Source organism: Sphingopyxis sp. Q841 (assembly GCF_052384365.1).
Taxonomy (GTDB): Bacteria; Pseudomonadota; Alphaproteobacteria; order Sphingomonadales; family Sphingomonadaceae; genus Sphingopyxis; species Sphingopyxis terrae_A.
The window spans coordinates 170,974-196,151 of record NZ_JBQSUM010000002.1 but is presented as its reverse complement, the minus strand read 5'-3'; the positions used below and the strand labels follow the sequence as shown (position 1 = coordinate 196,151).

The following is a 25,178-nucleotide window of genomic DNA, read 5'->3' as shown; positions in this document are numbered from 1 at the left end:
TTACGCGGCGACGCCGTCCGCCACTTTCATCCACTCGGCCAGCGCCGCGCCCGCGCGCTGCGTGTAGGCGAGCTTGCGGTCCTTCTTGCGGACATCCTCCGCAACCGGCGGGAACAGCCCGAAATTGACGTTCATGGGCTGATAGGATGCGGCGTCGGCGCCGCCGGTGATATGGCCGAGCAGCGCACCGAGCGCGGTTTCGGGCGGCGGCGGCGGTAGCGAACGACCGCCGAGCTCGGCGATCGCGAAGCGCGCGGCGACAAGCCCGATCGCGGCGCTTTCGACATAGCCTTCGCAGCCGGTAATCTGACCCGCGAAGCGGATATGCGGCGCCGATTTCAGGCGAAGCTGGCCGTCGAGCAGTTCGGGCGACCGGATGAAGCTGTTGCGGTGAAGACCGCCCAGCCGCGCGAACTCGGCCTTTTCGAGCCCCGGAATGGTGCGGAATAGCTCTACCTGCGCGCCATGCTTCAGCTTGGTCTGAAAGCCGACCATATTCCACAAGGTGCCGAGCGCATTGTCCTGGCGGAGCTGGACGACGGCATAGGGCCAGCGCCCGGTGCGCGGATTGTCCAGCCCGACGCCCTTCATCGGTCCGAAGCGCAGCGTTTCGATGCCGCGTTCGGCCATCACCTCAATGGGCATACAGCCCTCGAAATAGGGCGTGTCCTTTTCCCAGTCCTTGAATTCAGTCTTGTCGCCGTCGATCAGCCCCTGGACGAAGGCATAATATTGATCCTTGTCCATGGGGCAGTTGATATAATCCTTGCCGTCGCCGATCGGCCCGGCCTTGTCCCAGCGGCTCGCCATCCAGGCGATGTCCATGTCGATGCTGTCGCGGTAAACGATGGGCGCGATCGCGTCGAAAAAGGCAAGCGCGTCCTTCCCCGTTGCGACGCCGATGCTCTCCGCGAGGCTGGCGGCGGTGAGCGGTCCCGTCGCGACGATCGTCATGCCCTCGGTCGGCAGTGTGTCGACGCGTTCGCGCACGATCGTGACATTGGGATGCTCGGCAAGCGCTTTGGTGACGCCGCCCGAAAAGAGATCGCGGTCGACCGCGAGCGCCGATCCGGCGGGAACTTTTGTGGCATCGGCTTCGCGCATGATGATCGAGCCCAGGCTGCGCATCTCGCGGTGGAGCAGGCCGACGGCGTTGCTGTCGCCATCATCGCTGCGAAAGCTGTTCGAACACACCATTTCGGCGAGCGTGTCGCCCTGATGCGCCGGGGTCATGTCGCCGCCCCCGCGCATTTCGGACAGACGTACGCGGTAGCCCGCTTCGGCAAGCTGCCAAGCCGCCTCCGACCCCGCGAGGCCGCCGCCGATGATATGAATGTCGTGAGCCACTATACGCTATCCGTTGACTTGTACCTGATCCGCCGCGCAGTAGGCGCCTTGTGAGGAAGATGCAAAGGGGTGGGCGATGAGCGATGAACGGGGGCGGGATCGCGCGCGGTGGATTTGGTGGCTCGCGCTGGCCGGCGGTGTCAGCTTTTTCGTCGCGGTTCATCAGCATTGGCACGGCCCCGCGATCTGGGCGTGGAAGACGAGCGGGGTTGCGCTGCTCGCCTTGTGGGCCGCCGCGAACGCGCGCGGGACCGATGGCCGCCTGATCGCGCTGGCGCTCGGTTTCGGGGCGCTCGGCGACTATCTGCTCGACGCCAGGGGGCTGATCGTCGGCGCGCTGGCCTTTGCCGCGGGGCATGTCACCGCGATCATCCTTTACTGGCGGAACCGGCGCCCGGCACTGTCGGCCCCGCAGCGCGGGCTCGGCTGGCTGACCGTTCCGGCGGCGCTCGTCATCGCCTGGGGGCTGACGCGCGGTGCGCCCGACGGCGCGGCGGCGGTCGGCTATACCGCGCTCGTCGCGGCGATGGCGGCTGCGGCGTGGACGAGCCGTTTTCCGCGCTATCGCACCGGGATCGGCGCGATGCTGTTCCTCGCGAGCGACCTCTTCATCTTCGCCGGGGAAGGCGGTGCGCTTTCGAAGGACGTCACCCTGTGGCTCGTCTGGCCGCTCTACTTTGCGGGACAGGCGCTGATCGCCTGGGGCGTCGTATGGACGCTGGTCAAGGAATAGACGCGGTCACGAGGGCGGTGCCCCATCGCCGATAAGCAGCGCCTCGATATCCGACACCGGACGGTCGGTCATTTCCTTGACATGCTCACCCGCGAGGCGGCGCTGCACTTCCTTGTGCCACAGCGGTCGCAACTCGCCCATCGTGCGCGCGGGCGCGACGATGACGAGATCGTCGAATTCGCCCGCGAGCGCCATCGCGTTGACCTTTTCGCTAAGATCGCGCGCAAAGCGATCTTCCTCCTGCTGGTGGAAATCCGTTTCGTGCATCGTGTCCTGAAACGCCCCAGTAGCCGGAGCGCGGCCCGAGCGGCCCGCGGCGTCGGTCTTGATGTCGCTGTCCTTACGATCCTCGCGTTCGCGATGCGATGCGGTGCGCAGGTCGATCTGATGCTCATCGCCGCGATTGCGCAAAAATAATGCCTTGCGACCGTCTGCGACGAGGACGAGCGTGTCGTGGGGAATTGTCATACCATGGCTCCCTTCTCGGAAAAGCCAACTCATGGGTCTGCGGCGAAGATTCGCCAATCGGGGATATTCCCTAGGCGCGCGAACGGTGCGCGCCGGGCTCATCGCCGTCCCACGCAGCGATCGTCGTGCGGTGGAGCAGGCGGTCGTGACCGTCATAGCCGCCGGTCGCGCGGTGAAGCAGCGAGCGATTGTCCCACATCAGCAGCGTGCCCGCGTCCCACCTGTGACTGTAGCGAAATTCCTCGCGCCCCTGCCAGTGCAGCAGTTCGACGATCAGCGGCAGTGCCTCCGCGTCGTCCATATCCTCGATCCCGATGATATAGCCGGCGCAGCCGAACAGGCCCTCGCGGCCCGTTTCGGGGTGCCTGCGGATGATCGGGTGGGCCTGCGTCGCCATCGCCGCTTCGCCGGGGCGGATGTCCATGCTGCGGCCCTTGTCGTTCGCGCCATACATGCCGGAGGGGGCGTAGCCGCCGCGCGCGCTGTGGATCGCGCGGCGCCCCTCGATCCCGGCTCGCAGCGCGTCCGGCATCGCGGCGAGAGCCGCATGCTGGTTCGCAAATTCGGTGTTGCCGCCAATCGGCGGGATGGTGATGCCGTAAAGACAGGTTCCGGCGGGCGGCCTTGCCTGAAAGCTCCAATCGCTGTGCCAGTTTTCGGCGAACAGCGGCGCGGTTTCGTCGGCGCGGCGCTTGACCGCGATGACGTGCCGGCGCCCCGGAACCGGTGCGATGAAGGGATCGTCGCCGAAGCCGCCGAAATATTGGGTGAACCGCTCCAGATCATCGTCACCCAGCGACTGGCCGGGAAAGGCGAGGACATGATGGTCGAGCCACGCCGCGCGGATGTCGGCCACGACGTCGGCAGAAAGCGGCTGCGTCAGGTCGATGCCGGTGATCGCGGCGCCGCACGCCTGACCGCTGGGGGTGATCGTGAAAGCCATGGCGCGATGCTGCGCCGTTCGCCCGCCGCCGTCAATCGGTGTGCGAAACCGGTGCGCCATCGATCAGCGCGACGGCGCGGATCCAGCCGGCGCTCGCGCGCTCGATCTTCACCGGGAAGCAGGACAGCGTCCAGCCGGTCGGGGGCAGGGCGGCAAGGCCCGTCAGCTTCTCGATCTGGTAATAGGGCCGGATCCGCCCTGCCTTATGGCCTTCCCAGATGATCGTCGGATCGCGCGTTTCGGCCCAGCGTTTCGCCGTGTGGCTGAACGGTGCGTCCCAACTCCACGCGTCGGTGCCGACGACCTTCACGCCGCGCTCGGTGAGATAAAGCGTCGCCTCGGCACCCATGCCGCAGCCCTGATCGGTGAAATTGTCGGTACCATAGATCGCGCCCGACTGGACGAGCACGATGTCGAACGGCTGAAGGGTGTGGCCGATCCGCGCCAGTTCGGCCTCCACCTCGGCCGCGCTGACGACATGGCCTGCGGGACGATCCGAAAAGTCGAGTTTGACGCCGGGCCGGAAAAAGAGGTCGAGCGGCGCCTCGTCGATGCTGGGTGCAGGCGTGGCGCCCGCATCGGTCGTCGAATGGAAATGCCACGGCGCATCCATATGCGTGCCGTTGTGCGTGCTCAAAGTCAGGCTTTCGACCGCCCAGCCTTCGCCATCGGGAAGGTCCTCCTTCACGAGTCCCGGAAAGAACATCGCAATCTGTTCCCACGTCGTCTCGTGGGTCATGTAGCTGATTTGCGGGCGCATCACCGGCGGGTCGGAGATGACGTCGTTGGTGATCGGGATCGAAAGGTCGATGAACTGCATGGCCCGCAATCTGCCACCGATAAGCCGCCGCGCCAAGCGAAGGCTTGCGCGCCGTCGGACGCCCGCTAGAAACGGTGGCAAGCCCGAACCGGGGCAGGGGAGAGTATATGACCGACGCAGCCGCCGTCGCCGATCATGGTGCGGTCTATGAGCCGACCGCGAAGGATATTCGCATGGTCATCGCCGCATCGTCGGCGGGCACCATTTTTGAATGGTATGATTTCTTCATCTACGGTACGCTCGCCGCGATCATTGGCAAAGCCTTTTTCCCCAGCGACAACGCCACGCTGGAGGTGCTGCTGGTGTGGGCCGGCTTTGCCGTCGGCTTCGGCTTCCGGCCGCTCGGTGCGGTGCTGTTCGGCTTTCTCGGCGACCGGCTGGGGCGCAAATATACCTTTCTCGTCACCGTCACCCTGATGGGGATCGCCACCGCCGGGGTCGGCATGATCCCCTCGGCGGCAACGATCGGCATCGCGGCACCGATCATCATCATCCTGCTGCGCATATTGCAGGGATTGGCGCTCGGCGGGGAATATGGCGGCGCGGCGGTCTATGTCGCCGAACATTCGCCGCCCGAACGGCGCGGTTTCTATACCAGCTTCATCCAGGCGAGCGTCGTCGGGGGTTTCGTGCTCAGCCTGATCGTCGTGCTATCGTGCAAGGCGGCGATGCCCGCCGATGTCTGGGAAAGCTGGGGCTGGCGCGTGCCATTCCTGCTGTCGCTGCTGCTGCTCGCGATTTCGCTGTGGATGCGGCTCAAACTCTCCGAAAGCCCGGTGTTCCAGGCAATGAAGGAAGAGGGGGAGATCGCCAAGAATCCGCTGAAGGAATGCTTCACCTATCCCGGCAACCCCAATCGCATCTTCGTTGCGCTGTTCGGGATTGCGGCGGGGCTGACCGTCATCTGGTACACTGCGATGTTCTCCGGCCTCGCTTTCCTGAAGGGCCCGATGAAGGTCGACGATACCGCGGCCGAGGTCATCGTTGGCCTAGCCGCCGCGCTCGGTATGGGATTTTTCATCTGGGCGGGCAAAATGTCGGACCGGATCGGGCGCAAGAAGCCGATCGTCTGGGGCTATGCGGTGACGCTGTTCGTGCTTTTCCCGCTCTTCTGGATGATGGGCGCAGTTGCCAATCCTGCGCTCAAGGAGGCGGCGGCAAAGGCGCCGGTCGTCGTGACCGGCAGCCAATGTTCCTACAATCCCTTCGAACAGAAGCAGCAGACGACGGCTTGCGGCCGCACGATTGCCGAACTCACCAAGCTGGGCGTGCCCTATAAGGTGCAGCCGTCGGGAAGCGGCTTCGACAGCGTGAAAATCCATATCGGCGGCCGCGAGGTCGCCAGCGAAGATCCGGCGCTACTGCGGCCAGCGCTCGAGGCGATGGGCTATAGCTTCGACAAGCAGGTACCGGGGGTCGGCAGCCTCGCGGTGATCCTGCTCGCGCTGCTCGGCCTCAGCGCGCTGTCGGGCTTTACCTATGGCCCCGTCGCCGCCCTGCTCGCCGAGATGTTCCCGCCGCACGTGCGCTATTCCTCGCTGTCGATCCCCTATCATATCGGCACCGGCTATTTCGGGGGCTTCCTCCCGTTCATCGCCAGCCTGATCGCCGCAGTGACGGGCAATGCCTATGCGGGCCTGTGGTACACATGGGGCGTCGTGCTCGTCGCTTTCCTGGTCGCCGCCTTCATGCTCAAGGAGCCCGTGCCCGGCGAATGGGACAAGCGCGCCGCCGACGCCTGAACGGGCATTGGCGGCGGGTTCGTTCCGGGCTAGGGCGAAGCGATGATCGACATTGCTTCGCCGCTCCGGCTCCGTCTCGATTCAGCCGCGCTCGTCCATAACTGGCGCTGGCTGGCCGATCGCAGCGGCCCGGCGGCGTGCGGCGCGGCGGTGAAGGCCGATGGCTATGGCCTCGGTGCCGGCGCCATCGTGCGCCATCTTGCGGTGGCGGGATGCCGGCATTTCTTCGTCGCGACCTGGGCCGAAGCGGCGGCGCTGATGCCCTTGCCTGCGGGCGTGTCGCTATCGGTGCTGCACGGCGTTGGCGCGACCGACATGGTCGCCGCGCGCACGCTGCCCGCGCGTCCTGTGCTGGCGAGCGTCGAACAGGTGACGCGCTGGCGCGCGGCAGGCGAAGGCCGTCCGTGCGACGTGATGATCGACACCGGGATGAACCGGCTCGGCCTGCGTGTCGAAGAGGCGCTGGGCGGGGCGCTCGACGGGCTCGGCATCGTCAATCTGCTCAGCCATCTCGCTTCGGCGGACGAGGACAGCGCGCAAAATGCGCGGCAGCTTGCGGCCTTCCGCGCGGTGCGCAGCCAGATTCCGGCGCAGCGTTATAGCCTTGCGAACAGCGCCGGCATTTGCCTCGGCCTCGACTATGCCTTCGACCTGACGCGTCCCGGTCTTGCGCTCTATGGCGGTTTACCGCGCGGCGAGGCGGCCGGGCACATCCGGCAGGTCGCCTATCCCGAAGCGCGCGTGCTGCAGGTGCGGATTGTCCCGGCGGGCGAAACGGTGGGCTATGGCGCCACCTGGACCGCCCCGCGGCCCACGCGGGTGGCGGTGGCGAACCTCGGCTATGCCGACGGCTATCTGCGCTGTCACGCCGGAACCGGCGGTGCGACATGGGAGGGTAGCGCCCTGCCACTGATCGGCCGCGTCTCGATGGATCTCACCGCCTTCGACGCAAGCGCCGCCGAAGGCATAGGCGAGGGCGACTGGCTGGCGCTGGACTATGACCTGCCGGCAACCGCCGCCGCGAGCGGACTGTCGCAATATGAACTGCTGACGGGGCTGGGCGCGCGGTTTGCGACAGCTTAGGGGCATCCGTCGACGCTCGGAAGCATGCCCGGTGCTTATCTAAAAAAGGCTCCCCGGTGTAGCCGGGGAGCCTCATTGTTTACGGAGAAGGCGATCAGAACTTTACCGTCGCGCCTGCCCGCACATAGCGTCCAAGAAGCCCGCGGAAGTAAGTAATCGTACCGCCGCTCGCTGGATAAGGGTACGGCGGCTGCTTGTCGAACACGTTATCGACGTTCACCTGAAATTCGAAACGCTCATCCACATCGAAGTTGACGCCCATATTTACGAAGATCACGCTCGGAATGTTGTTGAGGCCATCCGGATAATAATCATCCGGTACCTGCGTATCGATCTTCGCCTTGCCGATGTATGACAGCTGTGTGAACAGGTTGAACGCCGGCTCCGAATAATTGATGGTCAGAACACCTTTGTGCTTCGAATAGCCGATGCTGCCGTCCGTACGCGACTTGGCCGAATTGGCGTCCGCGCGGGTACTCAACTCGTCAAGATATTGATACGACAGGTTGATCCCGATTTGACCGTCCGACGAGATCGCAGGGACTGGGAGGCGATAATCGATAGCTGCCAGATAGCCTTTGTAGCGAAGCTGCGCGGAATTGAAGTAGCCCGTCTCGATAAAGGTGATCTGGCCGTCGTTCTGCGATCCATCGCCAACGAACGGATTACGAGTGACGCGGTCGCAGAACTCATTGCTCGGAAAATCGGCCGAATCGTAGCAATTTGCAACGACTTGGTCACCCGACAACTCGCTGATCACGTCCTTGAGCTTGATATCGACATAGTCAACGCTCGCACGAAAACGCGGGATGAAGGAGGGTTCGAGAACGACGCCGACAGTCCAGCTGTTCGCTTTCTCGTTGTTGAGCGACGGATTGCCGGCAATCGCTTGCTTGAACGATCGGCTGCTCGACAACGAGCTGAAGTCGCCCGGCAGGCCTAGCGCAGCGCAATTTGCTGCGCGGGTCGCCGGATCCGGGCCGTTGTTCACATTGGCTTCGTCGCACGGATCATCAGCAAAACCGAAGAAATCACTCGACGGATTAAAGGCCTCGGTGATTGCGGGCGCGCGGATCGACCGCGTGAAGTTGCCGCGGATCGTGAAATCCTCGATCGGCTTTACGCGACCGCCAAGCGTCCACGTGAAATCACCGCCCGCGATCGAGTGATCGACCCAGCGGCCTGCCGCTTGAACTTCAAGCAGGTTAATAAAAGTTCCGGTCGAAGGGCTGATCAACTCGGCACGGATTTCACCGGAAACTTCGTCGGTATTGAATTTACCGATAACGGGCTGGATCGGAACCGAACGGCCGTAGCTTGCATAGGTGCCATCGCTCTGAAGCTCGCCACGGAAATAGGCTCCTGGATCGAAATTCTGTGACTCCTCGCGATGTTCATAGCCAACGGCGATTGAGAAATCGCCCCCCGGCAACCTGAACAGCGGACCCGAAAGAGAGGCGCTGAACACCTTCTGCTTGTTGAGCGAAACCGGTCGCGCGATCGCCGACACATAGTCCAGCGCCTCCTGAGATATACGTCCCGTGCCGAACAGATTCAACGGAGCGCAGGTGCTGCTGACCGTTTGGATAGTCGCATTGGTATAGCCCGGACGACAGACGATGTTGCCGCTACCATCAAGGACGGCATCGACAGCGTTTTCGAAATTCTGCTGCACGAGCTCTCGCGAATAGCCGGAGGTCTTCGACCGGCCGTAATTGCCAACAACTTCCCAGTTCCAAGTGCCTGCAAGCGCGTCGAACGATCCGTCGAAGCCAGCGACGAAGCGCATGACTTCGACCTCGCCGGTGGAGTTGCCGGTGGCCAAATCAGTATTTGCACGGCCGAGATAGAAATAATTCTGCGTCACACCCAGGAAATTTTGATCAGAGAACGGGTTGTTATCGATCGAGTTCTGGATTGCCGCGCGGGCCGCATCCGAAAGGAACGGGTTGTTGATGCTAACGATGATGTTGCCGTCGGGGGTGCCCGCCGCATCGAACAGTGCCGAGTTGTAGACGGGTTGATCGCGCAGGTTGCGACCCTTGCTATTCGAATACCACGCCTCACCGAAAAAGCGGACCGAATCGGACATCTGATACTTCGTCGTAGCGATACCGCTATAACGACGCGTTTCTGACAAGAGGTTCGAGGTGGGAACGAGGCTGAAGCCGTTGCCGCCCGCAAAGTCGATGCCAAACGAGCCCGGGCGACCGGCGTATGTACCGAAGTTGATCGGGATCAAGTTCCCGTTTTCGTCGAAGCGAAGCTGGTCGCCTGCACCATTCGAAACAGCACCGTTAAAACCGGCGGGCAGGCCGAACAACGGACCCTGATAATCGGGGAAATTGAAATCAAGGCCATAGTCAGCAAGGCCGACAATGGGCGTACCCGATTCCGAAATGGATGGAAGTCGACGATCGGCGTAAAGCTGCTGTGAGAAGCCCCGGCTGGGATCGCTGGCGTTGCGGAAGAAAAGGCCACTTGCAAAAAGCGGGCGGTCAACGCCGGTTAGGCCTTCACCCTTATTGTATTCCCCCGAAAGCGTGATGTTGCCGCGACCATCGGCAAAATTATATCCGGCAAGAGCGCGGAAGCGATAGTTGGCCGCGTCGCCACGCGTGGTCAAACCGTATTGGCCGTCGATTTCGAGGCCTTGGTAATCTTGCTTTAGGATAACGTTGATCGTGCCAGAGATGGCATCCGAACCATAAATTGGCGCGCCTCCGACGGCGATCGTTTCAACCCGCTCGATCAATTTGGTCGGGATTACGTTAAGGTCGACTTGGCTACCGGCGCCGGTCGGACCGAAAATGGAAGCGGTGTTCGAACCGACGAAACGACGACCATTGACGAGCGTCAGGGTGCGTTGCGATCCGAGCCCCAGGAAGTTTACAAAGCTTTGGCCTTGGCCGAATCCGGACTGGCCGCCGACAGGCGATGAGCCTGGAACACCGAAGGAGGGTTGTTCGTTGAGCGCTTGGCCCAGCGTTTCGAATCCGCGAGCCTCGATATCCGCAGACGAAACGACAACCGACGGTTCTACGGTGTCGAAATTAGCGCGCGCAATGCGCGAACCAGTAACGATGATCGCGCCGCCGTCATTGGCTGGCGTCGACGCCTCATCCTTGTCGCAGACTCCGTTATCGTCGGTGTCAGCGCAATTGGTGGACGTTTCCTGTGCGAAAGTGGGCTGGCTTGCAGAAATGGCCACTGCAAAGGCAGCGACACCCATAAGCAGGTGCGACTTATTCATAGATAACTCCCCGGTTGCCCGTTCACAAAATTTCGATGAACGGCTTGCGATCAAGAAAGACGGAAAGAGCAGCATGCACAAGCCCTTGAAGGCAATTTTCTTACACCCGCGGGGGGGAACATCATTAGTTGTGTCTTTTCAGCAACAGGCGCGCACGCATACACGATCCCGTTGATACTAATTTGCGTATCCGCGAACGAAATTTATCCCGCGCTTGCGGGAGCAAATTGGCGAATGATGACGAAAAATACGTAACTTTTGAAACTAAGTTGCCAATGGCGATCACGCGATGGATATAGGCGTAGTCGCACAATGCTGCGTTCTGTATCGATTTTTCAGCTATTAGAAACGGTGATGCGGCACCCTGACCTCGCGGCGTGTGACCGAATCATCCCCACCGACTGCACTTATGTTGCGGCGCGTCATGGATTGATGCTAATGCCGGACTTTGTCACATCGGTGCCGCGGCAAGCGATCGCGCGCCGCGCCGGAAGAGGAGCCGCCGCAGCATGGCCAAGTCCAAAACGACCGCCGAGGGCGACGTCGTTACGATCAAGAAATATGCGAACCGGCGGCTCTATGACACCGAACGCAGCTGTTACATCACGCTCGACGATCTGGGCGCCATGGTGCGCGAGGGGCGCGAATTTCGGGTCGTCGATGCCAAAAGCGGCGACGATATCACGCATAATGTGCTCACCCAGATCATCATGGACACCGAAACGCGCGGCGAAACGCTGCTGCCGGTCAATTTTCTGCGCCACCTGATCGGCATGTACGGCGACAAGATGCAGTCGATGGTGCCCCAATATCTGGAAGCGTCGATGACCGCGTTCCGCAAGAACCAGCAGGATGTGCGTGCCGCGTTCGAGGGCGCGCTGGGATCGAGCCCGCTCGCCGAGCTGACGCGCCGCAACATGGAAATGTTCCAGCAGGCGGCGGGCGCCTTCATCCCGGGTGTCGGCGGCGGCAAGGCCAGGGATGCCGAAATTGCCGCGCTCAAGGCCGAAATCGCCGACCTCAAGGCCGAGCTCGCCAAAAAGAAGTGACACATCGGGGCCTCTCCCGCCCCCAGCACAGAAAACAGGACAGATGATCAAGCATGCGCTCAGCGTAACCCGTCAGGCCGACTTCGCGGCCTGGTATCAGGATGTCATTGCCGAAGCCGACCTTGCCGAGGAATCGGGCGTACGCGGCTGCATGGTCATCAAGCCGTGGGGCTATGGCATCTGGGAACGGATCCAGACGGTAATGGACGCCGCGATCAAGTATGCGGGGGTTCAGAACTGCTATTTCCCGCTTTTCATTCCCTTGAGCTTCTTTGAGAAGGAAGCCGACCATGTCGATGGTTTCGCGAAGGAAATGGCGGTCGTCACGCATCACCGCCTGATCGGTGACGGCAAGGGCAAACTGGTCCCCGACCCCGAGGCGAAGCTCGAGGAGCCGCTGATCGTTCGCCCGACCTCGGAAACCGTGATCGGCGCCGCGATGAGTCGCTGGGTGCAGAGTTGGCGCGATCTGCCGCTCAAGGTCAATCAGTGGGCGAATGTCGTGCGCTGGGAAATGCGCACGCGCATGTTCCTGCGCACCAGCGAATTTCTGTGGCAGGAAGGCCATACGGCGCACGCCGACGAAGGCGATGCGATGGCCGAGACGCTGCGCGCGCTCGAAATGTATCGCAGCTTTGCGGAGGACGTCCTCGCCATGCCGGTGATCGCGGGTGAAAAGCCTGAGAACGAACGCTTCCCCGGCGCCGTCGCGACCTATTCGATCGAGGCGATGATGCAGGATGGCAAGGCGCTGCAGGCCGGCACCTCGCATTATCTCGGTACCGGTTTCGCCGAGGCGGCAAATATCCGCTATCAGGACAAGGACGGCGGCCACAGCCTTTGCCATACGACGAGCTGGGGTGTGTCGACGCGCATGATCGGTGGCGTCATCATGACGCATGGCGACGACGATGGCCTCCGCTGTCCGCCGCGCATCGCGCCGCACCAGATCGTCATCGTGCCGATGCTGCGCGACAATGAAGAGGATGCCGCGATCCTTGATTATTGCCGCGACCTCGAGATGAAGCTGAAGGCGCTCGACGCGTTCCGCGAACCGGTGCGCGTGCTGCTCGACACCGGCGCGAACAAGGCGCAGACCAAGCGCTGGGGCTGGGTCAAGAAGGGCGCGCCGATCATCGTCGAGGTCGGCCCGCGCGACGTCGCGGGCGGCAATGTCGCGGTCATCCGCCGCGACCGATTGTATCAGGAGAGCGGCAAGCTCGACACCGCCTTCGTCGCGAAAGACGCCTTCGTCGCCGAAGCCGCGACTATACTTCAGGCGATCCAGCAGGGGCTTTATGCCGACGCGAAGGCGCGCCTCGACGCCAACATCCGCCGGGACGTCACCGACCTTGCGGCGCATTTCGGCGGTGACGACAAATTCGTCGGCTGGGCCGAGGTGCAATGGTCGCGTCCGACGGGCGCCGCGCTCGAAGGGATCGTTGAGCAGTTGAAAGCGTTGAAGCTGACGATGCGTAACACTCCCCTCGACGCCGCGCCCGCCGACGGCGCCTGCTTCTTCACCGGCGAGCCCGCGGTCGAACGCGTGCTCATCGGGCGGACCTATTAATTGGCAAAGGCGCCGAAGCGGCCGCAGCCGACAGGTCTGCCCTCGCGCGAGCAGATATTGCGTTTCATCGAGGACAGCCCCGGTGCGGTGGGCAAGCGTGAGATTGCCAAGCATTTCGCGCTGCGCGGTGCCGACAAGATCGCGCTGAAGGCGCTGCTCAAGGACATGACCGACGAAGGCGTCGTCGACATGGCCCCGGGGCGGGCGTTCCACAAGCATGGCGGCCTTCCCAAAGTCACCGTGCTGCGCGTTGCCGCGGTCGAGGGCGATACGGTCTGGGCGGTACCCGACCGCTGGGAAGGCAGCGGCCCGGCGCCGCGCCTGCGCGTGATGGAAAAGGGGCGCCCCAATCGTTCAGGAACGCGCGCGCTCGGCGTCGGCGACCGTATCCTTGCCCGAACCGAGGAGCGTGGCACCGGTCATGTCGCGCATCCGATGAAAAAGCTCCAGTCGGGCGGTGAAAGCGTGATCGGCGTGCTCGTTGCCGATACCGGCCCCGGCGGCAAGCCGATGACCTGGCTGCGTCCCGCCGACAAGCGCGCGCGGTTCGACTTCGCCGTGGCCGACATGGGCGATGCGGCAATCGGCGACCTGGTCCGGGCGGAACTGTCGGGACGCGGCCCGGCGACCAAGGCGCGCGTGATCGACCGCATCGGCGACCCTTTCGCGCCGCGCTCGCTCAGCATGATCGCGATTGCGAAGCACGATATCCCGCATCTGTTCGGCGACGAGACGCTTGCCGAGGCCGAGCGCGCCGCGACGCTGCCACTGACGCCCGAGGGGCGCGAGGATCTGCGCGATCTGCCGATCGTCGCGATCGACCCCGCCGATGCGCGCGACCATGACGACGCGGTGTGGGCGATCCCTGACGAGGATCCCGGCAACAAGGGTGGGTGGAAGGCGATCGTCGCGATCGCCGACGTCAGCTATTATGTCCGCCCCGACGGTGCGCTCGACCGCGAGGCGCGGCGCCGCGGCAACAGCGTCTATTTCCCTGATCGCGTCGTTCCGATGCTGCCCGAAACACTGTCGGCGGGCGTCTGCTCGCTGAAAGCAGGGCAGGACCGCGCGGCGATGGCGTGCCACCTGACCGTCGACAAGCATGGCAAGGTGACGTCATGGCGTTTCACCCGCGCGCTGGTGCGGCTGCGTGCCAACATCGCCTATGAACGCGCGCAGGCGGCCTATGATGCGGACGCGCCCGACAAGGACTGGGACGCCGACGTGATGCCGGCGCTCCGCCACCTCTGGGGCTGCTGGACCTGGCTCGCCAAGGCGCGCGCGGCGCGCTCGCCGCTCGACCTCGATCTGCCCGAACGGCAGGTGATTCTCGACGCGCAGGGCAATATCGCCGAAATACGCGTGCGCGAACGGCTCGACGCGCACCGGTTGATCGAGGATTATATGATCGCGGCCAATGTCGCGGCGGCGAAGGCGCTCGAGGCGAAGAAATCGCCGGTGATGTATCGCATCCACGAACCGCCGAGCCGCGAAAAGCTGGTCAGCCTGAAGGAATATCTCAAAAGCTTCGAACAAAGCTTCGCGCTGGGACAGGTGATCACGCCGGCGGTGTTCAACCGCCTGATCGACGGCTTTTCGGGCGACGACCGATTGCCAGAAATCATGGAGGCGATCCTGCGCAGTCAGACACAGGCCTATTATGGCCCCGCCAATGCGGGCCATTTCGGCCTCGCGCTTGGCAGCTACGCGCATTTCACCTCACCGATCCGCCGTTATGCCGATCTGCTCGTCCACCGGGCGCTGGTCGACAGCTATCGTCTCGAAGTGCCCGGCAAGCCCAAGGGCCTGCCCGAGCGCAGCGGGCTCGGCGAGGCCGACCAAAAGGGCTTTTCGCGCATCGGCGAGGCGATCAGCGGGCTCGAACGCCGCGCGATGGAGGCCGAGCGCGAGACGGTCGACCGCTATGTTGCCGCCTATCTTGCGGGCAAGGTGGGCGAAATCGTGCCGGCGCGGATAACCGGGGTGCAGCCGTTCGGCTTCTTCGCGACCGTCGATGGCCTCGGCGGCGACGGACTGGTGCCCGTCTCGATGCTCGGCAGCGAGCGGTTTTTCTACGATGAAGCCGCGCGCACGCTCGACAGCGAGCATGGACGGGTCAGCTATAGCGTCGGCCAGCGGCTCGATCTCAGGCTGATGGAGGCGAACCCGGTCAGCGGCGCGCTGCGTTTCGAATTGCCCGACGCGCCCGAAGGCGGCTTCCGCAATCGACCGCCGCGCCGCGACGGTGTGAAGAAGGCGGGCAAGCATGCGGTCGGTAAACGCGGACGGCCCGGCAATATCCGCCATCAAGGCAAGCGCCGATAATCGTCCCTCGTCATTGCGAGGAGCGCAGCGACGAAGCAATCTCCAGCGTGCCACCTTCCGCAACGCGGAAAGCCGGAGATTGCCTCCTTGCCTTCGGCTTCTTGCACTGACGAAGCTTATGGCTCCGTCGCCAGTCGCTGCAGCAACGCCGCGCTCTCGGCATCGGCAGGAAAAAAGGCCTCGATCGCCAGTTCGGACAGGGTGATATCGACGGGCGTTCCGAAGATCGTCACGGTCGAGACGAGGCCGATCCGCCCGGCGGCGGTGTCGACGATTAGCGGGACCGCGATGCTGCTTGCGGGCGGGGCGGGCTGATCGCCCGGCCGCGCGGGGTAGCCGGCGATTTCGTCGCGCAGCGCGGCGAGCTCCGCATCGGCGCTCGCCTCGATCTGCTGATCCAGCCGGTGCAGGATATGCGCGCGCCATTCGGCATGGTTGACGATCCGCGGCGCCAGCCCTTCCGGATGGAGCGCGATGCGTAGCACGTTGACCGGCGGCTCGAGCAGGGCAGGGGACACGGCGGCGGTCAGGATCGCGATGGCATCGTTTGCGGCGACCATGTTCCAGTGCCGGTCGACTGCGAGCGCGGGATAGGGCGCGTGCCCTTTCAGCACATGGTCGACAATGGCCTTCATCCCGGTCATTTCGGGGCTGTCGAGCGGGCGCTCGCGATAATCGGGGGCGTATCCGGCGGCGAGCAGCATCGCGTTGCGCGCTCGGTGCGGCACCTCCAGACAATCGGCGATGCGCTGGATCATCGCGGCGCTCGGCTTCGAGCGGCCCGTTTCGATGAAACTCAGGTGGCGGGTCGAAATCTCGCTGTCGAGGGCGAGGTCCATCTGACTCATCCGGCGCCGCGCGCGCCATTCGCGAAGCTGCTCGCCGAGCGGCACCATCTGCATCGCCTGTCTCCTTTTGCCTCTGGTTAGCGATGGCAGTGCGCGATTTCCATTACCTGACGCATAATCGACGCGATGACGTCGCGGCGCCATTCAGGAGGGGTTCGAAAGGAGAATCCGTCATGTCCTATTTCAATCTCAAGAACAGCCTCGTCATCGATGCGATTACCTGCAGCATCCTGTTCCTGGCGTGCGTGTTCGCGACCGCGCCGGTCGCGGCGCTGCTCGGTCTGCCGACCGGGCTTGTCGCGGCCGCGGGCTGGATCGGGTTGCCGTCGGCGGCGCTGATGCTGTTCGTTGCCGGGCAGAAGAACCCGAGCCGCGCGCTCGCCAATCTAATCGCCATCGGCAATCTCGGTTGGGTCGCGGCGAGTTTTGCGGTGCTGGCGATGTTCGCGGGCCAGATGAGCTGGACCGGTATCGCAATCCTGATCGTGCAGGCGATTGTCGTTCTCGAACTCGCGCTGTTCGAAGCGAAGGGCGCAGCAGCGCTCCCGCGCGCTGCTGCGGCCTAACTAAGCGCGTCGAGCCGGGCGAGGTCGATCGCGCCCGGAACCAGCATCACCGGGCATGGCAGCGTTCCCGCGTCGTGCCCGGTGAAATGCGCCACCAGCGGGCCCGGCGCTCCGCTCGCGGCGGTGGCAAGGACGAGCGCCGCTATCTCGTCGTTCGCGCCGATCACGTCGCGCACGATCTCGGCGGGCTTGCCTGATTTGACCATGATCTGGGGCGTCACATTCGCTTCCTGCGCGATCGCATCGGCGGCGGCGGCGACCAGTTCTTCGGCATGTTCGCGCGCTTCGGCCTCGATCGTCGCCTGGACCCCGCCGAAAGCGACGAAATCCTGCGGCGGCACGATCGCCAGCACCATCACGCCGCCGCCCGTGCGCGCGGCGCGCCGCGCCGCAAAGCGCAGCGCCAGCGTCGCCTCCGGACTGTCGTCGATAACCACCAGATAGGTGCGCATGCCCCGGCCCCCGCTATGCCTTTTGCGGGCGGACAGTGCGTCACATTCGTATGAAAGGCAAGTTCCGCCCGATAGACCTTGACCCGCGATGCGCTTATGACGAGGACGAATCCGTAGCGGCAGGCCTGCGCCTGCGAGACTGACAGGGACAAAAGCGACGATGCCGATTGAACTGAAGATGCCCGCCCTTTCGCCGACGATGGAGGAAGGGACCCTCGCCAAATGGCTGGTGAAGGAGGGGGACAGCGTCCAGTCAGGTGACCTTTTGGCCGAAATCGAAACCGACAAGGCGACGATGGAATTCGAAGCGGTCGATGAAGGCACGATCGCGCAAATCCTGATCCCCGAAGGCACCGACAATGTGAAGGTCGGCACCGTGATCGCCGTTATCTCCGGCGAGGACGAGGATGCGGGCAGCGCCAAGGCTGCGCCTACGCCTGCACCTGCACCGGCGCGCGCCGCCAAGGCCGACCCCGCGCCTGCTCCCGCGGCTGCACCCGCCCCGGCGCCGACTGCCGCCCCGGTCCCTGCCGCGCAGGGCGAGCGGATCAAGGCGAGCCCGCTCGCCAAGCGCATCGCCGCTGACAAGGGCATCGATCTCGCTGCGCTGACCGGCAGCGGACCCGGCGGCCGCATCGTCAAGGCCGACCTCGAAGGCGCTGCTGCGTCGGCCGCCGCCCCGGCAAGCGCGGCCGCGCCCAGCCCCGCGCCCGCCGATGCGCCCGCCCCCGCGCAGCCGTTCGAAACCGACATTCCGCACAGCGCCGAAAAGCTCAGCAATATGCGCAAGACGATCGCGCGCCGCCTGACCCAGTCGAAGCAGGAGGTGCCGCACATCTATCTGACGGTCGATGTCCAGCTCGACAAATTGCTCAAGCTGCGCGGCGAACTCAACGCGGCACTCGAGCCGCAGGGCGTCAAGCTCAGCGTCAACGACCTGCTGATCAAGGCGCTGGCAAAGGCGCTGATCCAGGTGCCGAAATGCAATGTCAGCTTCGCCGGCGATCAGCTCATCAGCTACGAACGCGCCGACATCTCGGTCGCGGTCAGCGTGCCGGCTGGCCTGATCACCCCGATCATCGTCGGCGCCGACGACAAGTCGGTCAGCAAGATTTCGACCGAGATGAAGGAACTTGCGGGCCGCGCCAAGGAAGGCAAGCTCCAGCCGCACGAATATCAGGGCGGCACCGCCAGCCTGTCGAACATGGGCATGTTCGGCATCAAGCAGTTCGAGGCGGTCATCAACCCGCCGCAGGGCATGATCATGGCGATCGGCGCGGGCGAGAAGCGGCCTTATGTGGTCGACGACGCGCTCGCCATCGCGACCGTGATGTCGGCCACGGGCAGCTTCGACCACCGCGCCATCGACGGCGCAGACGGCGCGCAGTTGATGCAGGCGTTCAAGCAGATCGTCGAAAACCCGCTCGGACTGGTGGCGTAACATGGCTGAAAATTACGACCTCATCGTTCTAGGCTCCGGCCCCGGCGGCTATGTCGCGGCGATCCGCGCGGCGCAGCTTGGGTTGAAGACCGCGATCGTCGAGCGCGAGAATCTGGGCGGCATCTGCCTCAACTGGGGCTGCATCCCGACCAAGGCACTCCTGCGCTCGGCCGAGATCTTTCATTATATGAGCCACGCCAAGGATTATGGCCTCGCCGCCGCCGGCATCAGCGCCGATCTCGATGCGGTGGTCAAGCGGTCGCGCGGCGTCGCGAAGCAGCTCAATCAGGGCGTCACGCACCTGATGAAAAAGAACAAGATCGCGGTTCATATGGGCGACGGCAAGCTCGCCGGCGCGGGCAAGGTCGAGGTGAAGGGCGACAAGGGCAGCGAGACGCTGACCGCCAAGCATATCATCGTCGCGACCGGCGCCCGCGCGCGCGACCTGCCTTTCGCGCCAGCCGACGGCAAGCGCATCTGGACCTATCGCCATGCGATGACCCCGGCCGAAATGCCCAAGAAGCTGCTCGTCATCGGATCGGGCGCGATCGGGATCGAATTCGCGAGCTTCTACAACGATATGGGGGCCGAGGTGACGGTCGTCGAAATGCTCGACCGCATCGTCCCTGTCGAGGATGCCGACGTGTCGAGCTTCCTCGAAAAATCGCTGAAGAAGCAGGGCATGACGATCCTGACCGGCGCCGGCGTCGAGGAGTTGAAAGCGACCGCGAGCGGCGTTTCGGCGAAGATCAAGACGAAGGACGGCAAGGTTCAGGCGGGCGACTACAGCCACGCGATCGTCGCCATCGGCATTGTTCCCAACACCGAAAATATCGGCCTCGAAGCGCTCGGCGTCAAAACGACGAAGGGGCATATCGACACCGATCCCTATTGCCGCACCAATGTGAAGGGTCTGTGGGCGATCGGCGATGTCACCGCGCCGCCGTGGCTCGCGCACAAGGCCAGCCACGAAGGCGTGATCGCGGCCGAGGCGATTGCGAAGGAACTCGGCAACAAGGACGCGCACCCGCATCCGATGGACGCGAAGAACATCCCCGGCTGCACCTATTGCCACCCCCAGATCGCAAGCGTCGGGCTGACCGAGGCGAAGGCCAGGGAAGCGGGCTATGACGTCAAGGTCGGCAATTTCCCTTTCATCGGCAACGGCAAGGCGATCGCGCTCGGCGAAGTCGAAGGGTTCGTGAAGACCGTGTTCGACGCCAAGACCGGCGAACTGCTCGGCGCGCATATGGTCGGCGCCGAAGTGACCGAAATGATCCAGGGCTATACCGTCGGCAAGACCGCCGAGCTGGTGGAACAGGATTTCATGCACACCGTCTATCCGCACCCGACGATCAGCGAGACGATGCACGAAGCGGTGCTTGGCGCCTATGGGCGGGCGCTGCATATCTGATCGCGCTTGAACCCGTCGATCCTTCACTATGCGCGCGGCGGCAATAGCGGGAAGGCTCTGCTCTTCCTTGCCTTTGCGGTCGTGGCTTTCCTTGTGGCCGGGTTGATGTACGACGACGCCCACGCCCCGCCGCCGCCGCCAGTGCCTCTCGCCGGCGGCTTGTGGCCCGCGTCGGCGCCGCGGCGCGATCCGCTGGCACCGTTCCATATGATCGTGCTGATCGGGGCCGGATGCGGCTGCCTCTTCTATGCGGCGCGGCATGGGGGGCGGGCGGCCGCGGCGCGCGTTGCGGCCAGGATCGAGAACGGGCGCCTCTATTCCGATCTGCTGCACGATGCCGGGATCGGGTCGCTCGATGCGCGCGACATCACGCAGCTTCTCGTCGAACGCGCCGATCGCCTTCCGGGCGACCTCTCCGTATCGGTTGGATTGGGCGCGCGTTTCCGGCACGGACTATATCTCGCCTATCGCACCGATCAGGGGCCGGGCGTGCTGCGGTTGATGGACAATGACGTCGACGGCGGCACCGAGCAACTGCGCCGTTTTGCCGCCTATCTCGAGGCATGGCGCAAGCCCGCCGGCGACCGGATCAGGCAAGCCTGATCGTGGCGCAACCACCGGCGCGTTTGCGGAACAGGGCGGTCATCGTCGTGATGCTTGCTGTCGCGGTGCTGATGCTCGGCCTGCTGACCCGCGCTGATTATGGCGCGGCCCTCGACGCCGCGATCGCGCGGCATCTTACGTGGCCCGACGGCGCCGGTCCCGCACCGCTTATCGCCTTCATGCAGGCGATAAGCTGGATCGGCGGCGGCACGCCGCGTTGGGTACTGGTCGGCCTGATCGCGGCGGCGGTGCGCTTTTGGGGCGGGCGGCGTCCGGCGCTCGCGATCGTGGCCGCAGTGCTGTTCGCCAACATTGCGTCGAGCCTGCTCAAGGCGGCCTTCGACCGCCCGCGCCCCGACCTGATCGCGCATCTCGATCATGTCAGCAGCGCCTCCTATCCCAGCGGCCACGCCACCAGTGCAGCGGCGCTCTACCTGACGCTGGCGTTGCTCGCGCCAGTGCAATGGCGGCGGGCGACATGGACCCTCGCGGTGCTGATGATCGGCTTTACCGGCCTGTCGCGCATCATGCTCGGCGTGCATTGGCCGAGCGATATCGTGGGCGGCATCCTGCTCGGCGCGGCCTTCGCGCTGACGGCGGCGTGGTGGGCGCAACCGGAGCGCGCCGGGCTGGCATGACCGCTCGACAGCGCCGGCCAAGCAGCTAGGGTGGGGTGATGACACATGGCACGCATGACTTCGTCCCCGATCCGCGCAACGACGCGATCCTAATCAACGTCAACGGCGCGCTCGTTCCGCGCGCCGAAGCCAGCGTGTCGGTCTTCGACAGCGGCTTCATGCTCGGCGACGGAGTGTGGGAGGGGATCCGCGTCCACCGCGGCCGCATGGCCTTTCTCGACCAGCATCTCGACCGGTTGTGGGAGGGCGCGAAGGCGATCGCGATGGACATCGGGATTTCGCGCGAAGCGCTCGAACGGCGGCTCTACGACACGATCGATGCCAACCGGATGGACGCGTGCCATATCCGCCTGATGGTGACGCGCGGTATCCGCTCGACCCCTTATCAGGATCCGCGCGTGATCGTTTCACCCGCGACGATCGTCATCATTGCCGAACATAAGGACCCACTGCCCGCGACGGTCGAAAAGGGGCTGTCGCTCTTTACCGTCCACGTCCGCCGCGGCGATCCCGCGGTGCAGGATCCGAAGCTCAATTCGCATTCGAAGCTCAACTGCATCACGGCCTGCATCCAGGCGGCGCAGGCGGGCGCCGACGAGGGGCTGATGCTCGATCCGCACGGCTTCGTCGCGACCTGCAATTCGACCCATTTCTTCATCGTCCGCAAAGGCGAGGTGTGGACGTCGACCGGCGATTATTGCCTGGGCGGGATCACGCGCGGCAACGTCATCCGTATCTGCCGCGACAACGGAATAGCGGTCCATGAACGGAACTTCTCGCTGACCGATGTCTATGGCGCCGACGAGGCGTTCGTGACCGGCACCTTTGCGGGCGTCGTGCCTGCGCACACGATCGACGGGCGCACGCTGACCGATGGGCGCGGGCCGATGGTCGAGCGCCTGCAGGGCCTCTATCGTGCGCTGATCGAGGCCGATATCGCGGCGCGGGGACGACCGTGACCGATTGCATCCGCATCGCCATGTGGTCGGGGCCGCGAAACCTGTCGACCGCGATGATGCGCAGTTTCGGCAGCCGCGCCGACAGCATCGTCACCGACGAACCTTTTTACGGTGCCTATCTGCGGCAAACCGGCGACCCGCAGCCGATGAGGGAGCAGGTCATGGCGTCGATGGACTGCGATTGGCGCAGCGTCGCGCGCACCCTGTCGGGGCCGAATCCCGCCGCCACGCCGATCTGGTACCAGAAGCATATGGCGCACCATATGGTCGGCCCGATTGCGCATCACGATCTGCCCGGCCTTCGCCACGCCTTCCTGATCCGCGACCCGGCGCGCGTCGTCGCGAGCTATGCCGCCAAGCGCGTGATGGTCCGCCCCGACCATCTCGGCACCGCGCGTCAGGTCGAGTTTTTCGACCGCGAGGCCGACCGGCTCGGCCATGCGCCGCCGGTGATCGACAGCGCCGACATATTGCGCGATCCGGCGGCGATGCTGCAGAAATTGTGCGCAGCGCTCGGCATCGACTGGGATGCCGCCATGTTGCGGTGGCAACCCGGAATCCACGCCACCGACGGTATATGGGCCTCGCATTGGTATGATGCGGTCGCCGCCAGCACGGGCTTCGGTGCGCCCGACAAGCCGGCGGCGCCGCTGTTGCCTCAGGCCCAGGCCGTCGCGGACGCGTGCCGCGCCGACTATGCCTATCTTGCGCAGCATAAAATCGCCGCCTGACGCAATTTTCGCTGTCCTACACGGGCGCCTTTTGCCATCAAGTCTGCGGGCAGCAACAGAGGGTGGACGCGTGATGCAATCCAGTGTGAAGTTCGGCAGTTTTCTGCGGGGAATCGCGATCGGCGCGGCGGCGCTTTTCGCCGTTGGTACGGCATCGGCGCAGGACGCGGCGGCGACGCAGAAGACGGTGATTACCGCGGCGCGCTATCTCGACGTGCTGACCGGCAAGACCGTCGAGCATCCCGCGATCTTCGTCGGGCCAGACGGGCGCATCACCGGCATCGCCGATGCGCGCACCGTGCGCTGGGGCTCCGACGTCCGGCAGATCGACCTCGGCGATCGCACGCTGTTGCCCGGCCTCATCGACATGCACGTCCATCTGACCTCGCTCGCCGAAGTCGGCGGCTATCAGGGGCTGCGCTACACCGACAGCTTCTGGACCGTCGTCGGCGTCGCCAATGCGAAGAAGGTGCTCGACGCGGGCTTCACCACCGTGCGCAATGTCGGCTCGGCCGATTTCGAGGATGTCGGGCTGAAGCAGGCGATCGAGGGCGGTTTCATTCAGGGACCGCGCATCATTCCGGCGGGTTGGGCGATCGGCGCGACCGGCGGCCATTGCGACAGCGGCGGGCTGCCGCCCTCGATGGACCGCAAGGAGGCGTCGGTGATCGACAGCCCCGAAGAGGCGCGCGCGAAGGTGCGCTGGCTGCACAAATATGGCGCGCGCGTCATCAAGATCTGCGCGACCGGCGGCGTCTTTTCGCTCGGCGACAGCGTCGGCGCGCAGCAACTGACCTTCGACGAGATGAAGGCGATTGCCGACGAGGCGCATATGCTGGGGCTGAAGGTCGCGGCCCACGCGCATGGCGACGACGGGATCAAGACGGCGATCCTTGCCGGCATCGATACGATCGAACATGCCAGCCTTGCGAGCGATGCGGCGATCAAGCTCGCCATCGAGCACAAGACCTGGTTCGACATGGATATCTATAACGACGATTATATCCTCGCGACCGGGACCGCCAACGGCACCGAACAGGAAAGCCTCGACAAGGAAAAGGCGATCGGCCTTGCCCAGCGCCAGACCTTCCAGCGCGCTGTGAAGGCAGGAGTGCGGATACTGTTCGGCACCGATGCCGGCGTCTATCCGCACGGCGATAACGGCAAGCAGTTCGCAAAGATGGTCGAGTGGGGGATGACCCCGCTCCAGGCGATCCGCGCCGCGACGGTCAGCGGCGCCGAAGCGCTCGACATGACGAACGACCTCGGCGCGATCGCGGTCGGTCGCTACGCCGACATCATCGCGGTCGATGGCGACCCGCTCACCGATGTAACCCGGCTCGAGCATGTGGCCGCGGTCGTGAAGGGCGGGGTGGTGGTGAAGGGCGAATAATCTGCCCTTGAGGAAAGGGGCTAGACGACCAGCTTGTCGATCAGGGCCTCGCGCATCGCGGGGGTGAAATTCAGCACCGCCTCGGCATAGCTTGGAATATCCCCATGATCGCGGCGCACCGTCGCCAGCGCGGCGTCGAGATAGGCGGGATTGACCGACATCAGCGCGCGCACCGCCTCGTCCTTGATCTCCGCCCCATAGCGGGCGCGGATGTGCGCGGCGCCCTGCGCGATGCGTTCCTCGATCTTGCCCGCCGTGTTGGTGAGCAGATAGTCGTGCATCAGGTCATCTTCGTGCACGCCGACGAGCCGGTGGACGATCGCGACCGCAAAGCCGGTGCGGTCCTTGCCGGCGACGCAGTGCACCAGGCTCGGCGCGTCATATTCGGCGAGCGCCGCCAGATAGAGGCGCAGCGTCGCGACGAGCGCCGAGCGATAGGGCATGCCTGCATAGGTGTCGATCATTCGCGCCCGTGCCGTCTCGACATCGATCGCGCCGCCCGCCGCCTGAAGATGCGGTGCCAGGCCGGCGGTGACGCCGCCCGCGAACAGGACGCGCGCCGAAAAATTGTCGGAACGGCGACAGGGATGCATTTCGCGCTCGTCGTCGCCGCGCAGGTCGATCACGGTTTCGAGGCCCAGCGCATCGACCGCGCCCAGATCCGCGTCGGTCGCCTGTTCATGGTGCGCCGAACGCCAGAGCAGTCCCTGCCGTAGCCGCCCGCCATCCTCGACCGCATAGCCGCCATAGTCGCGGAAATTGTGGATGCCCGAAAGCGGCAGGACGCGGTCGGCGATCAT

General features: G+C 64.5%; 22 protein-coding genes. 14 read left to right on the top strand and 8 right to left on the bottom strand.

Annotation, left to right across the window (positions count from 1 at the left end; all coding sequences use genetic code 11):
• Nucleotides 1–1,350: a methylenetetrahydrofolate--tRNA-(uracil(54)-C(5))-methyltransferase (FADH(2)-oxidizing) TrmFO gene (gene trmFO, locus ACT17R_RS11340; RefSeq protein WP_234179121.1), complete on the bottom strand. Its 1,350-nt coding sequence runs from the start codon at nucleotides 1,348–1,350 to the stop codon at nucleotides 1–3.
• A gap of 73 nt (nucleotides 1,351–1,423) precedes the next feature.
• Between trmFO and ACT17R_RS11335 the strand changes: the two genes are divergently transcribed.
• Entirely contained in the window at nucleotides 1,424–2,080 is a 657-nt protein-coding gene (locus ACT17R_RS11335) for a lysoplasmalogenase (RefSeq protein ID WP_234179087.1), read from the top strand.
• Nucleotides 2,081–2,086: 6 nt separating this feature from the next.
• On the opposite strand, the gene ACT17R_RS11330 is transcribed toward ACT17R_RS11335, so the two are convergent.
• The 3 genes from ACT17R_RS11330 to ACT17R_RS11320 all read right to left on the bottom strand — a co-directional run bounded on the left by ACT17R_RS11330 (nucleotide 2,087) and on the right by ACT17R_RS11320 (nucleotide 4,311).
• Nucleotides 2,087–2,548 carry a host attachment family protein gene (locus tag ACT17R_RS11330; protein ID WP_234179086.1) on the bottom strand — a complete coding sequence of 154 codons (462 nt, stop codon included), beginning with the start codon at nucleotides 2,546–2,548 and terminating at the stop codon, nucleotides 2,087–2,089.
• 70 nt (nucleotides 2,549–2,618) lie between these two features.
• Nucleotides 2,619–3,491, bottom strand: coding sequence for a TauD/TfdA dioxygenase family protein (locus tag ACT17R_RS11325; RefSeq protein WP_234179085.1), 873 nt, complete (start codon nucleotides 3,489–3,491; stop codon nucleotides 2,619–2,621).
• A 31-nt stretch (nucleotides 3,492–3,522) separates the two neighbouring features.
• The gene (locus tag ACT17R_RS11320; RefSeq protein WP_234179084.1) at nucleotides 3,523–4,311 is read right to left on the bottom strand and encodes a cyclase family protein; all 789 of its coding nucleotides are present in this window, start codon (nucleotides 4,309–4,311) and stop codon (nucleotides 3,523–3,525) included.
• Between the two features lie 107 nt (nucleotides 4,312–4,418).
• Here ACT17R_RS11320 and ACT17R_RS11315 point away from each other — a divergent pair, with 107 nt between their 5' ends.
• Both ACT17R_RS11315 and alr read left to right on the top strand, forming a co-directional pair.
• Nucleotides 4,419–6,053: an MFS transporter gene (locus ACT17R_RS11315; RefSeq protein ID WP_444809471.1), complete on the top strand. Its 1,635-nt coding sequence runs from the start codon at nucleotides 4,419–4,421 to the stop codon at nucleotides 6,051–6,053.
• A gap of 42 nt (nucleotides 6,054–6,095) precedes the next feature.
• Nucleotides 6,096–7,136 (top strand): alanine racemase, encoded by a 1,041-nt coding sequence (gene alr, locus ACT17R_RS11310; RefSeq protein WP_444809470.1) that lies wholly within the window; start codon nucleotides 6,096–6,098, stop codon nucleotides 7,134–7,136.
• 94 nt (nucleotides 7,137–7,230) lie between these two features.
• On the opposite strand, the gene ACT17R_RS11305 is transcribed toward alr, so the two are convergent.
• Nucleotides 7,231–10,464, bottom strand: a complete 3,234-nt coding sequence (locus ACT17R_RS11305; RefSeq protein ID WP_444809469.1) for a TonB-dependent receptor domain-containing protein — start codon at nucleotides 10,462–10,464, stop codon at nucleotides 7,231–7,233.
• A 434-nt stretch (nucleotides 10,465–10,898) separates the two neighbouring features.
• Here ACT17R_RS11305 and phaR point away from each other — a divergent pair, with 434 nt between their 5' ends.
• Genes phaR through ACT17R_RS11290 form a run of 3 tightly spaced genes read left to right on the top strand, consistent with a single transcriptional unit; the run spans nucleotide 10,899 to nucleotide 15,333 of the window.
• Entirely contained in the window at nucleotides 10,899–11,438 is a 540-nt protein-coding gene (phaR, locus tag ACT17R_RS11300) for a polyhydroxyalkanoate synthesis repressor PhaR (RefSeq protein WP_186403202.1), read from the top strand.
• 43 nt (nucleotides 11,439–11,481) lie between these two features.
• Nucleotides 11,482–13,008: a proline--tRNA ligase gene (gene proS / locus ACT17R_RS11295; RefSeq protein ID WP_234179079.1), complete on the top strand. Its 1,527-nt coding sequence runs from the start codon at nucleotides 11,482–11,484 to the stop codon at nucleotides 13,006–13,008.
• Nucleotides 13,009–15,333: a ribonuclease R family protein gene (locus ACT17R_RS11290; protein WP_444809468.1), complete on the top strand. Its 2,325-nt coding sequence runs from the start codon at nucleotides 13,009–13,011 to the stop codon at nucleotides 15,331–15,333.
• Nucleotides 15,334–15,449: 116 nt separating this feature from the next.
• Here ACT17R_RS11290 and ACT17R_RS11285 read toward each other — a convergent pair whose 3' ends face one another.
• On the bottom strand, nucleotides 15,450–16,235 hold the full coding sequence (locus ACT17R_RS11285) for a helix-turn-helix domain-containing protein (RefSeq protein WP_234179075.1): 786 nt from the start codon (nucleotides 16,233–16,235) through the stop codon (nucleotides 15,450–15,452).
• 119 nt (nucleotides 16,236–16,354) lie between these two features.
• Here ACT17R_RS11285 and ACT17R_RS11280 point away from each other — a divergent pair, with 119 nt between their 5' ends.
• The gene (locus ACT17R_RS11280) at nucleotides 16,355–16,747 is read left to right on the top strand and encodes a hypothetical protein (protein ID WP_444809467.1); all 393 of its coding nucleotides are present in this window, start codon (nucleotides 16,355–16,357) and stop codon (nucleotides 16,745–16,747) included.
• Here ACT17R_RS11280 and ACT17R_RS11275 read toward each other — a convergent pair.
• Entirely contained in the window at nucleotides 16,744–17,199 is a 456-nt protein-coding gene (locus ACT17R_RS11275) for a universal stress protein (protein ID WP_003051267.1), read from the bottom strand. The genes ACT17R_RS11280 and ACT17R_RS11275 overlap by 4 nt on opposite strands.
• 160 nt (nucleotides 17,200–17,359) lie before the next feature.
• Between ACT17R_RS11275 and ACT17R_RS11270 the strand changes: the two genes are divergently transcribed.
• From ACT17R_RS11270 to ACT17R_RS11240, 7 genes are all read left to right on the top strand, one after another.
• Nucleotides 17,360–18,640, top strand: a complete 1,281-nt coding sequence (locus tag ACT17R_RS11270; RefSeq protein WP_444809466.1) for a pyruvate dehydrogenase complex dihydrolipoamide acetyltransferase — start codon at nucleotides 17,360–17,362, stop codon at nucleotides 18,638–18,640.
• 1 nt (nucleotide 18,641) lies between these two features.
• Nucleotides 18,642–20,054, top strand: coding sequence for a dihydrolipoyl dehydrogenase (gene lpdA / locus ACT17R_RS11265; protein ID WP_234179070.1), 1,413 nt, complete (start codon nucleotides 18,642–18,644; stop codon nucleotides 20,052–20,054).
• 6 nt (nucleotides 20,055–20,060) lie between these two features.
• Entirely contained in the window at nucleotides 20,061–20,657 is a 597-nt protein-coding gene (locus ACT17R_RS11260; protein ID WP_444809465.1) for a hypothetical protein, read from the top strand.
• Between the two features lie 50 nt (nucleotides 20,658–20,707).
• The gene (locus ACT17R_RS11255; protein ID WP_444809756.1) at nucleotides 20,708–21,295 is read left to right on the top strand and encodes a phosphatase PAP2 family protein; all 588 of its coding nucleotides are present in this window, start codon (nucleotides 20,708–20,710) and stop codon (nucleotides 21,293–21,295) included.
• A 38-nt stretch (nucleotides 21,296–21,333) separates the two neighbouring features.
• A complete protein-coding gene (locus ACT17R_RS11250; RefSeq protein WP_234179065.1) occupies nucleotides 21,334–22,254 on the top strand; it encodes an aminotransferase class IV in 921 nt (306 codons plus the stop codon).
• Nucleotides 22,251–22,985, top strand: a complete 735-nt coding sequence (locus tag ACT17R_RS11245; protein WP_234179063.1) for a sulfotransferase — start codon at nucleotides 22,251–22,253, stop codon at nucleotides 22,983–22,985. The genes ACT17R_RS11250 and ACT17R_RS11245 overlap by 4 nt, the downstream gene beginning before the upstream one ends.
• Before the next feature lie 73 nt (nucleotides 22,986–23,058).
• Nucleotides 23,059–24,378 carry a Xaa-Pro dipeptidase gene (locus ACT17R_RS11240; protein ID WP_234179120.1) on the top strand — a complete coding sequence of 440 codons (1,320 nt, stop codon included), beginning with the start codon at nucleotides 23,059–23,061 and terminating at the stop codon, nucleotides 24,376–24,378.
• Nucleotides 24,379–24,398: 20 nt separating this feature from the next.
• On the opposite strand, the gene ACT17R_RS11235 is transcribed toward ACT17R_RS11240, so the two are convergent.
• The gene (locus tag ACT17R_RS11235; RefSeq protein WP_058811709.1) at nucleotides 24,399–25,178 is read right to left on the bottom strand and encodes a tyrosine-protein phosphatase; all 780 of its coding nucleotides are present in this window, start codon (nucleotides 25,176–25,178) and stop codon (nucleotides 24,399–24,401) included.

What these genes read in the sequence shown, in the direction of transcription:
- ACT17R_RS11335 (WP_234179087.1), top strand. Translation starts at nt 1,424, where the DNA reads ATGAGCGATGAACGGGGGCGGGATCGCGCGCGGTGGATTTGGTGGCTC.
- ACT17R_RS11330 (WP_234179086.1), bottom strand. Translation starts at nt 2,548, where the DNA reads ATGACAATTCCCCACGACACGCTCGTCCTCGTCGCAGACGGTCGCAAG.
- ACT17R_RS11325 (WP_234179085.1), bottom strand. Translation starts at nt 3,491, where the DNA reads ATGGCTTTCACGATCACCCCCAGCGGTCAGGCGTGCGGCGCCGCGATC.
- ACT17R_RS11320 (WP_234179084.1), bottom strand. Translation starts at nt 4,311, where the DNA reads ATGCAGTTCATCGACCTTTCGATCCCGATCACCAACGACGTCATCTCC.
- ACT17R_RS11315 (WP_444809471.1), top strand. Translation starts at nt 4,419, where the DNA reads ATGACCGACGCAGCCGCCGTCGCCGATCATGGTGCGGTCTATGAGCCG.
- alr (WP_444809470.1), top strand. Translation starts at nt 6,096, where the DNA reads ATGATCGACATTGCTTCGCCGCTCCGGCTCCGTCTCGATTCAGCCGCG.
- ACT17R_RS11305 (WP_444809469.1), bottom strand. Translation starts at nt 10,464, where the DNA reads ATGCTGCTCTTTCCGTCTTTCTTGATCGCAAGCCGTTCATCGAAATTT.
- phaR (WP_186403202.1), top strand. Translation starts at nt 10,899, where the DNA reads ATGGCCAAGTCCAAAACGACCGCCGAGGGCGACGTCGTTACGATCAAG.
- proS (WP_234179079.1), top strand. Translation starts at nt 11,482, where the DNA reads ATGATCAAGCATGCGCTCAGCGTAACCCGTCAGGCCGACTTCGCGGCC.
- ACT17R_RS11285 (WP_234179075.1), bottom strand. Translation starts at nt 16,235, where the DNA reads ATGCAGATGGTGCCGCTCGGCGAGCAGCTTCGCGAATGGCGCGCGCGG.
- ACT17R_RS11280 (WP_444809467.1), top strand. Translation starts at nt 16,355, where the DNA reads ATGTCCTATTTCAATCTCAAGAACAGCCTCGTCATCGATGCGATTACC.
- ACT17R_RS11275 (WP_003051267.1), bottom strand. Translation starts at nt 17,199, where the DNA reads ATGCGCACCTATCTGGTGGTTATCGACGACAGTCCGGAGGCGACGCTG.
- ACT17R_RS11270 (WP_444809466.1), top strand. Translation starts at nt 17,360, where the DNA reads ATGCCGATTGAACTGAAGATGCCCGCCCTTTCGCCGACGATGGAGGAA.
- lpdA (WP_234179070.1), top strand. Translation starts at nt 18,642, where the DNA reads ATGGCTGAAAATTACGACCTCATCGTTCTAGGCTCCGGCCCCGGCGGC.
- ACT17R_RS11255 (WP_444809756.1), top strand. Translation starts at nt 20,708, where the DNA reads ATGCTTGCTGTCGCGGTGCTGATGCTCGGCCTGCTGACCCGCGCTGAT.
- ACT17R_RS11250 (WP_234179065.1), top strand. Translation starts at nt 21,334, where the DNA reads ATGACACATGGCACGCATGACTTCGTCCCCGATCCGCGCAACGACGCG.
- ACT17R_RS11240 (WP_234179120.1), top strand. Translation starts at nt 23,059, where the DNA reads ATGCAATCCAGTGTGAAGTTCGGCAGTTTTCTGCGGGGAATCGCGATC.
- ACT17R_RS11235 (WP_058811709.1), bottom strand. Translation starts at nt 25,178, where the DNA reads ATGATCGCCGACCGCGTCCTGCCGCTTTCGGGCATCCACAATTTCCGC.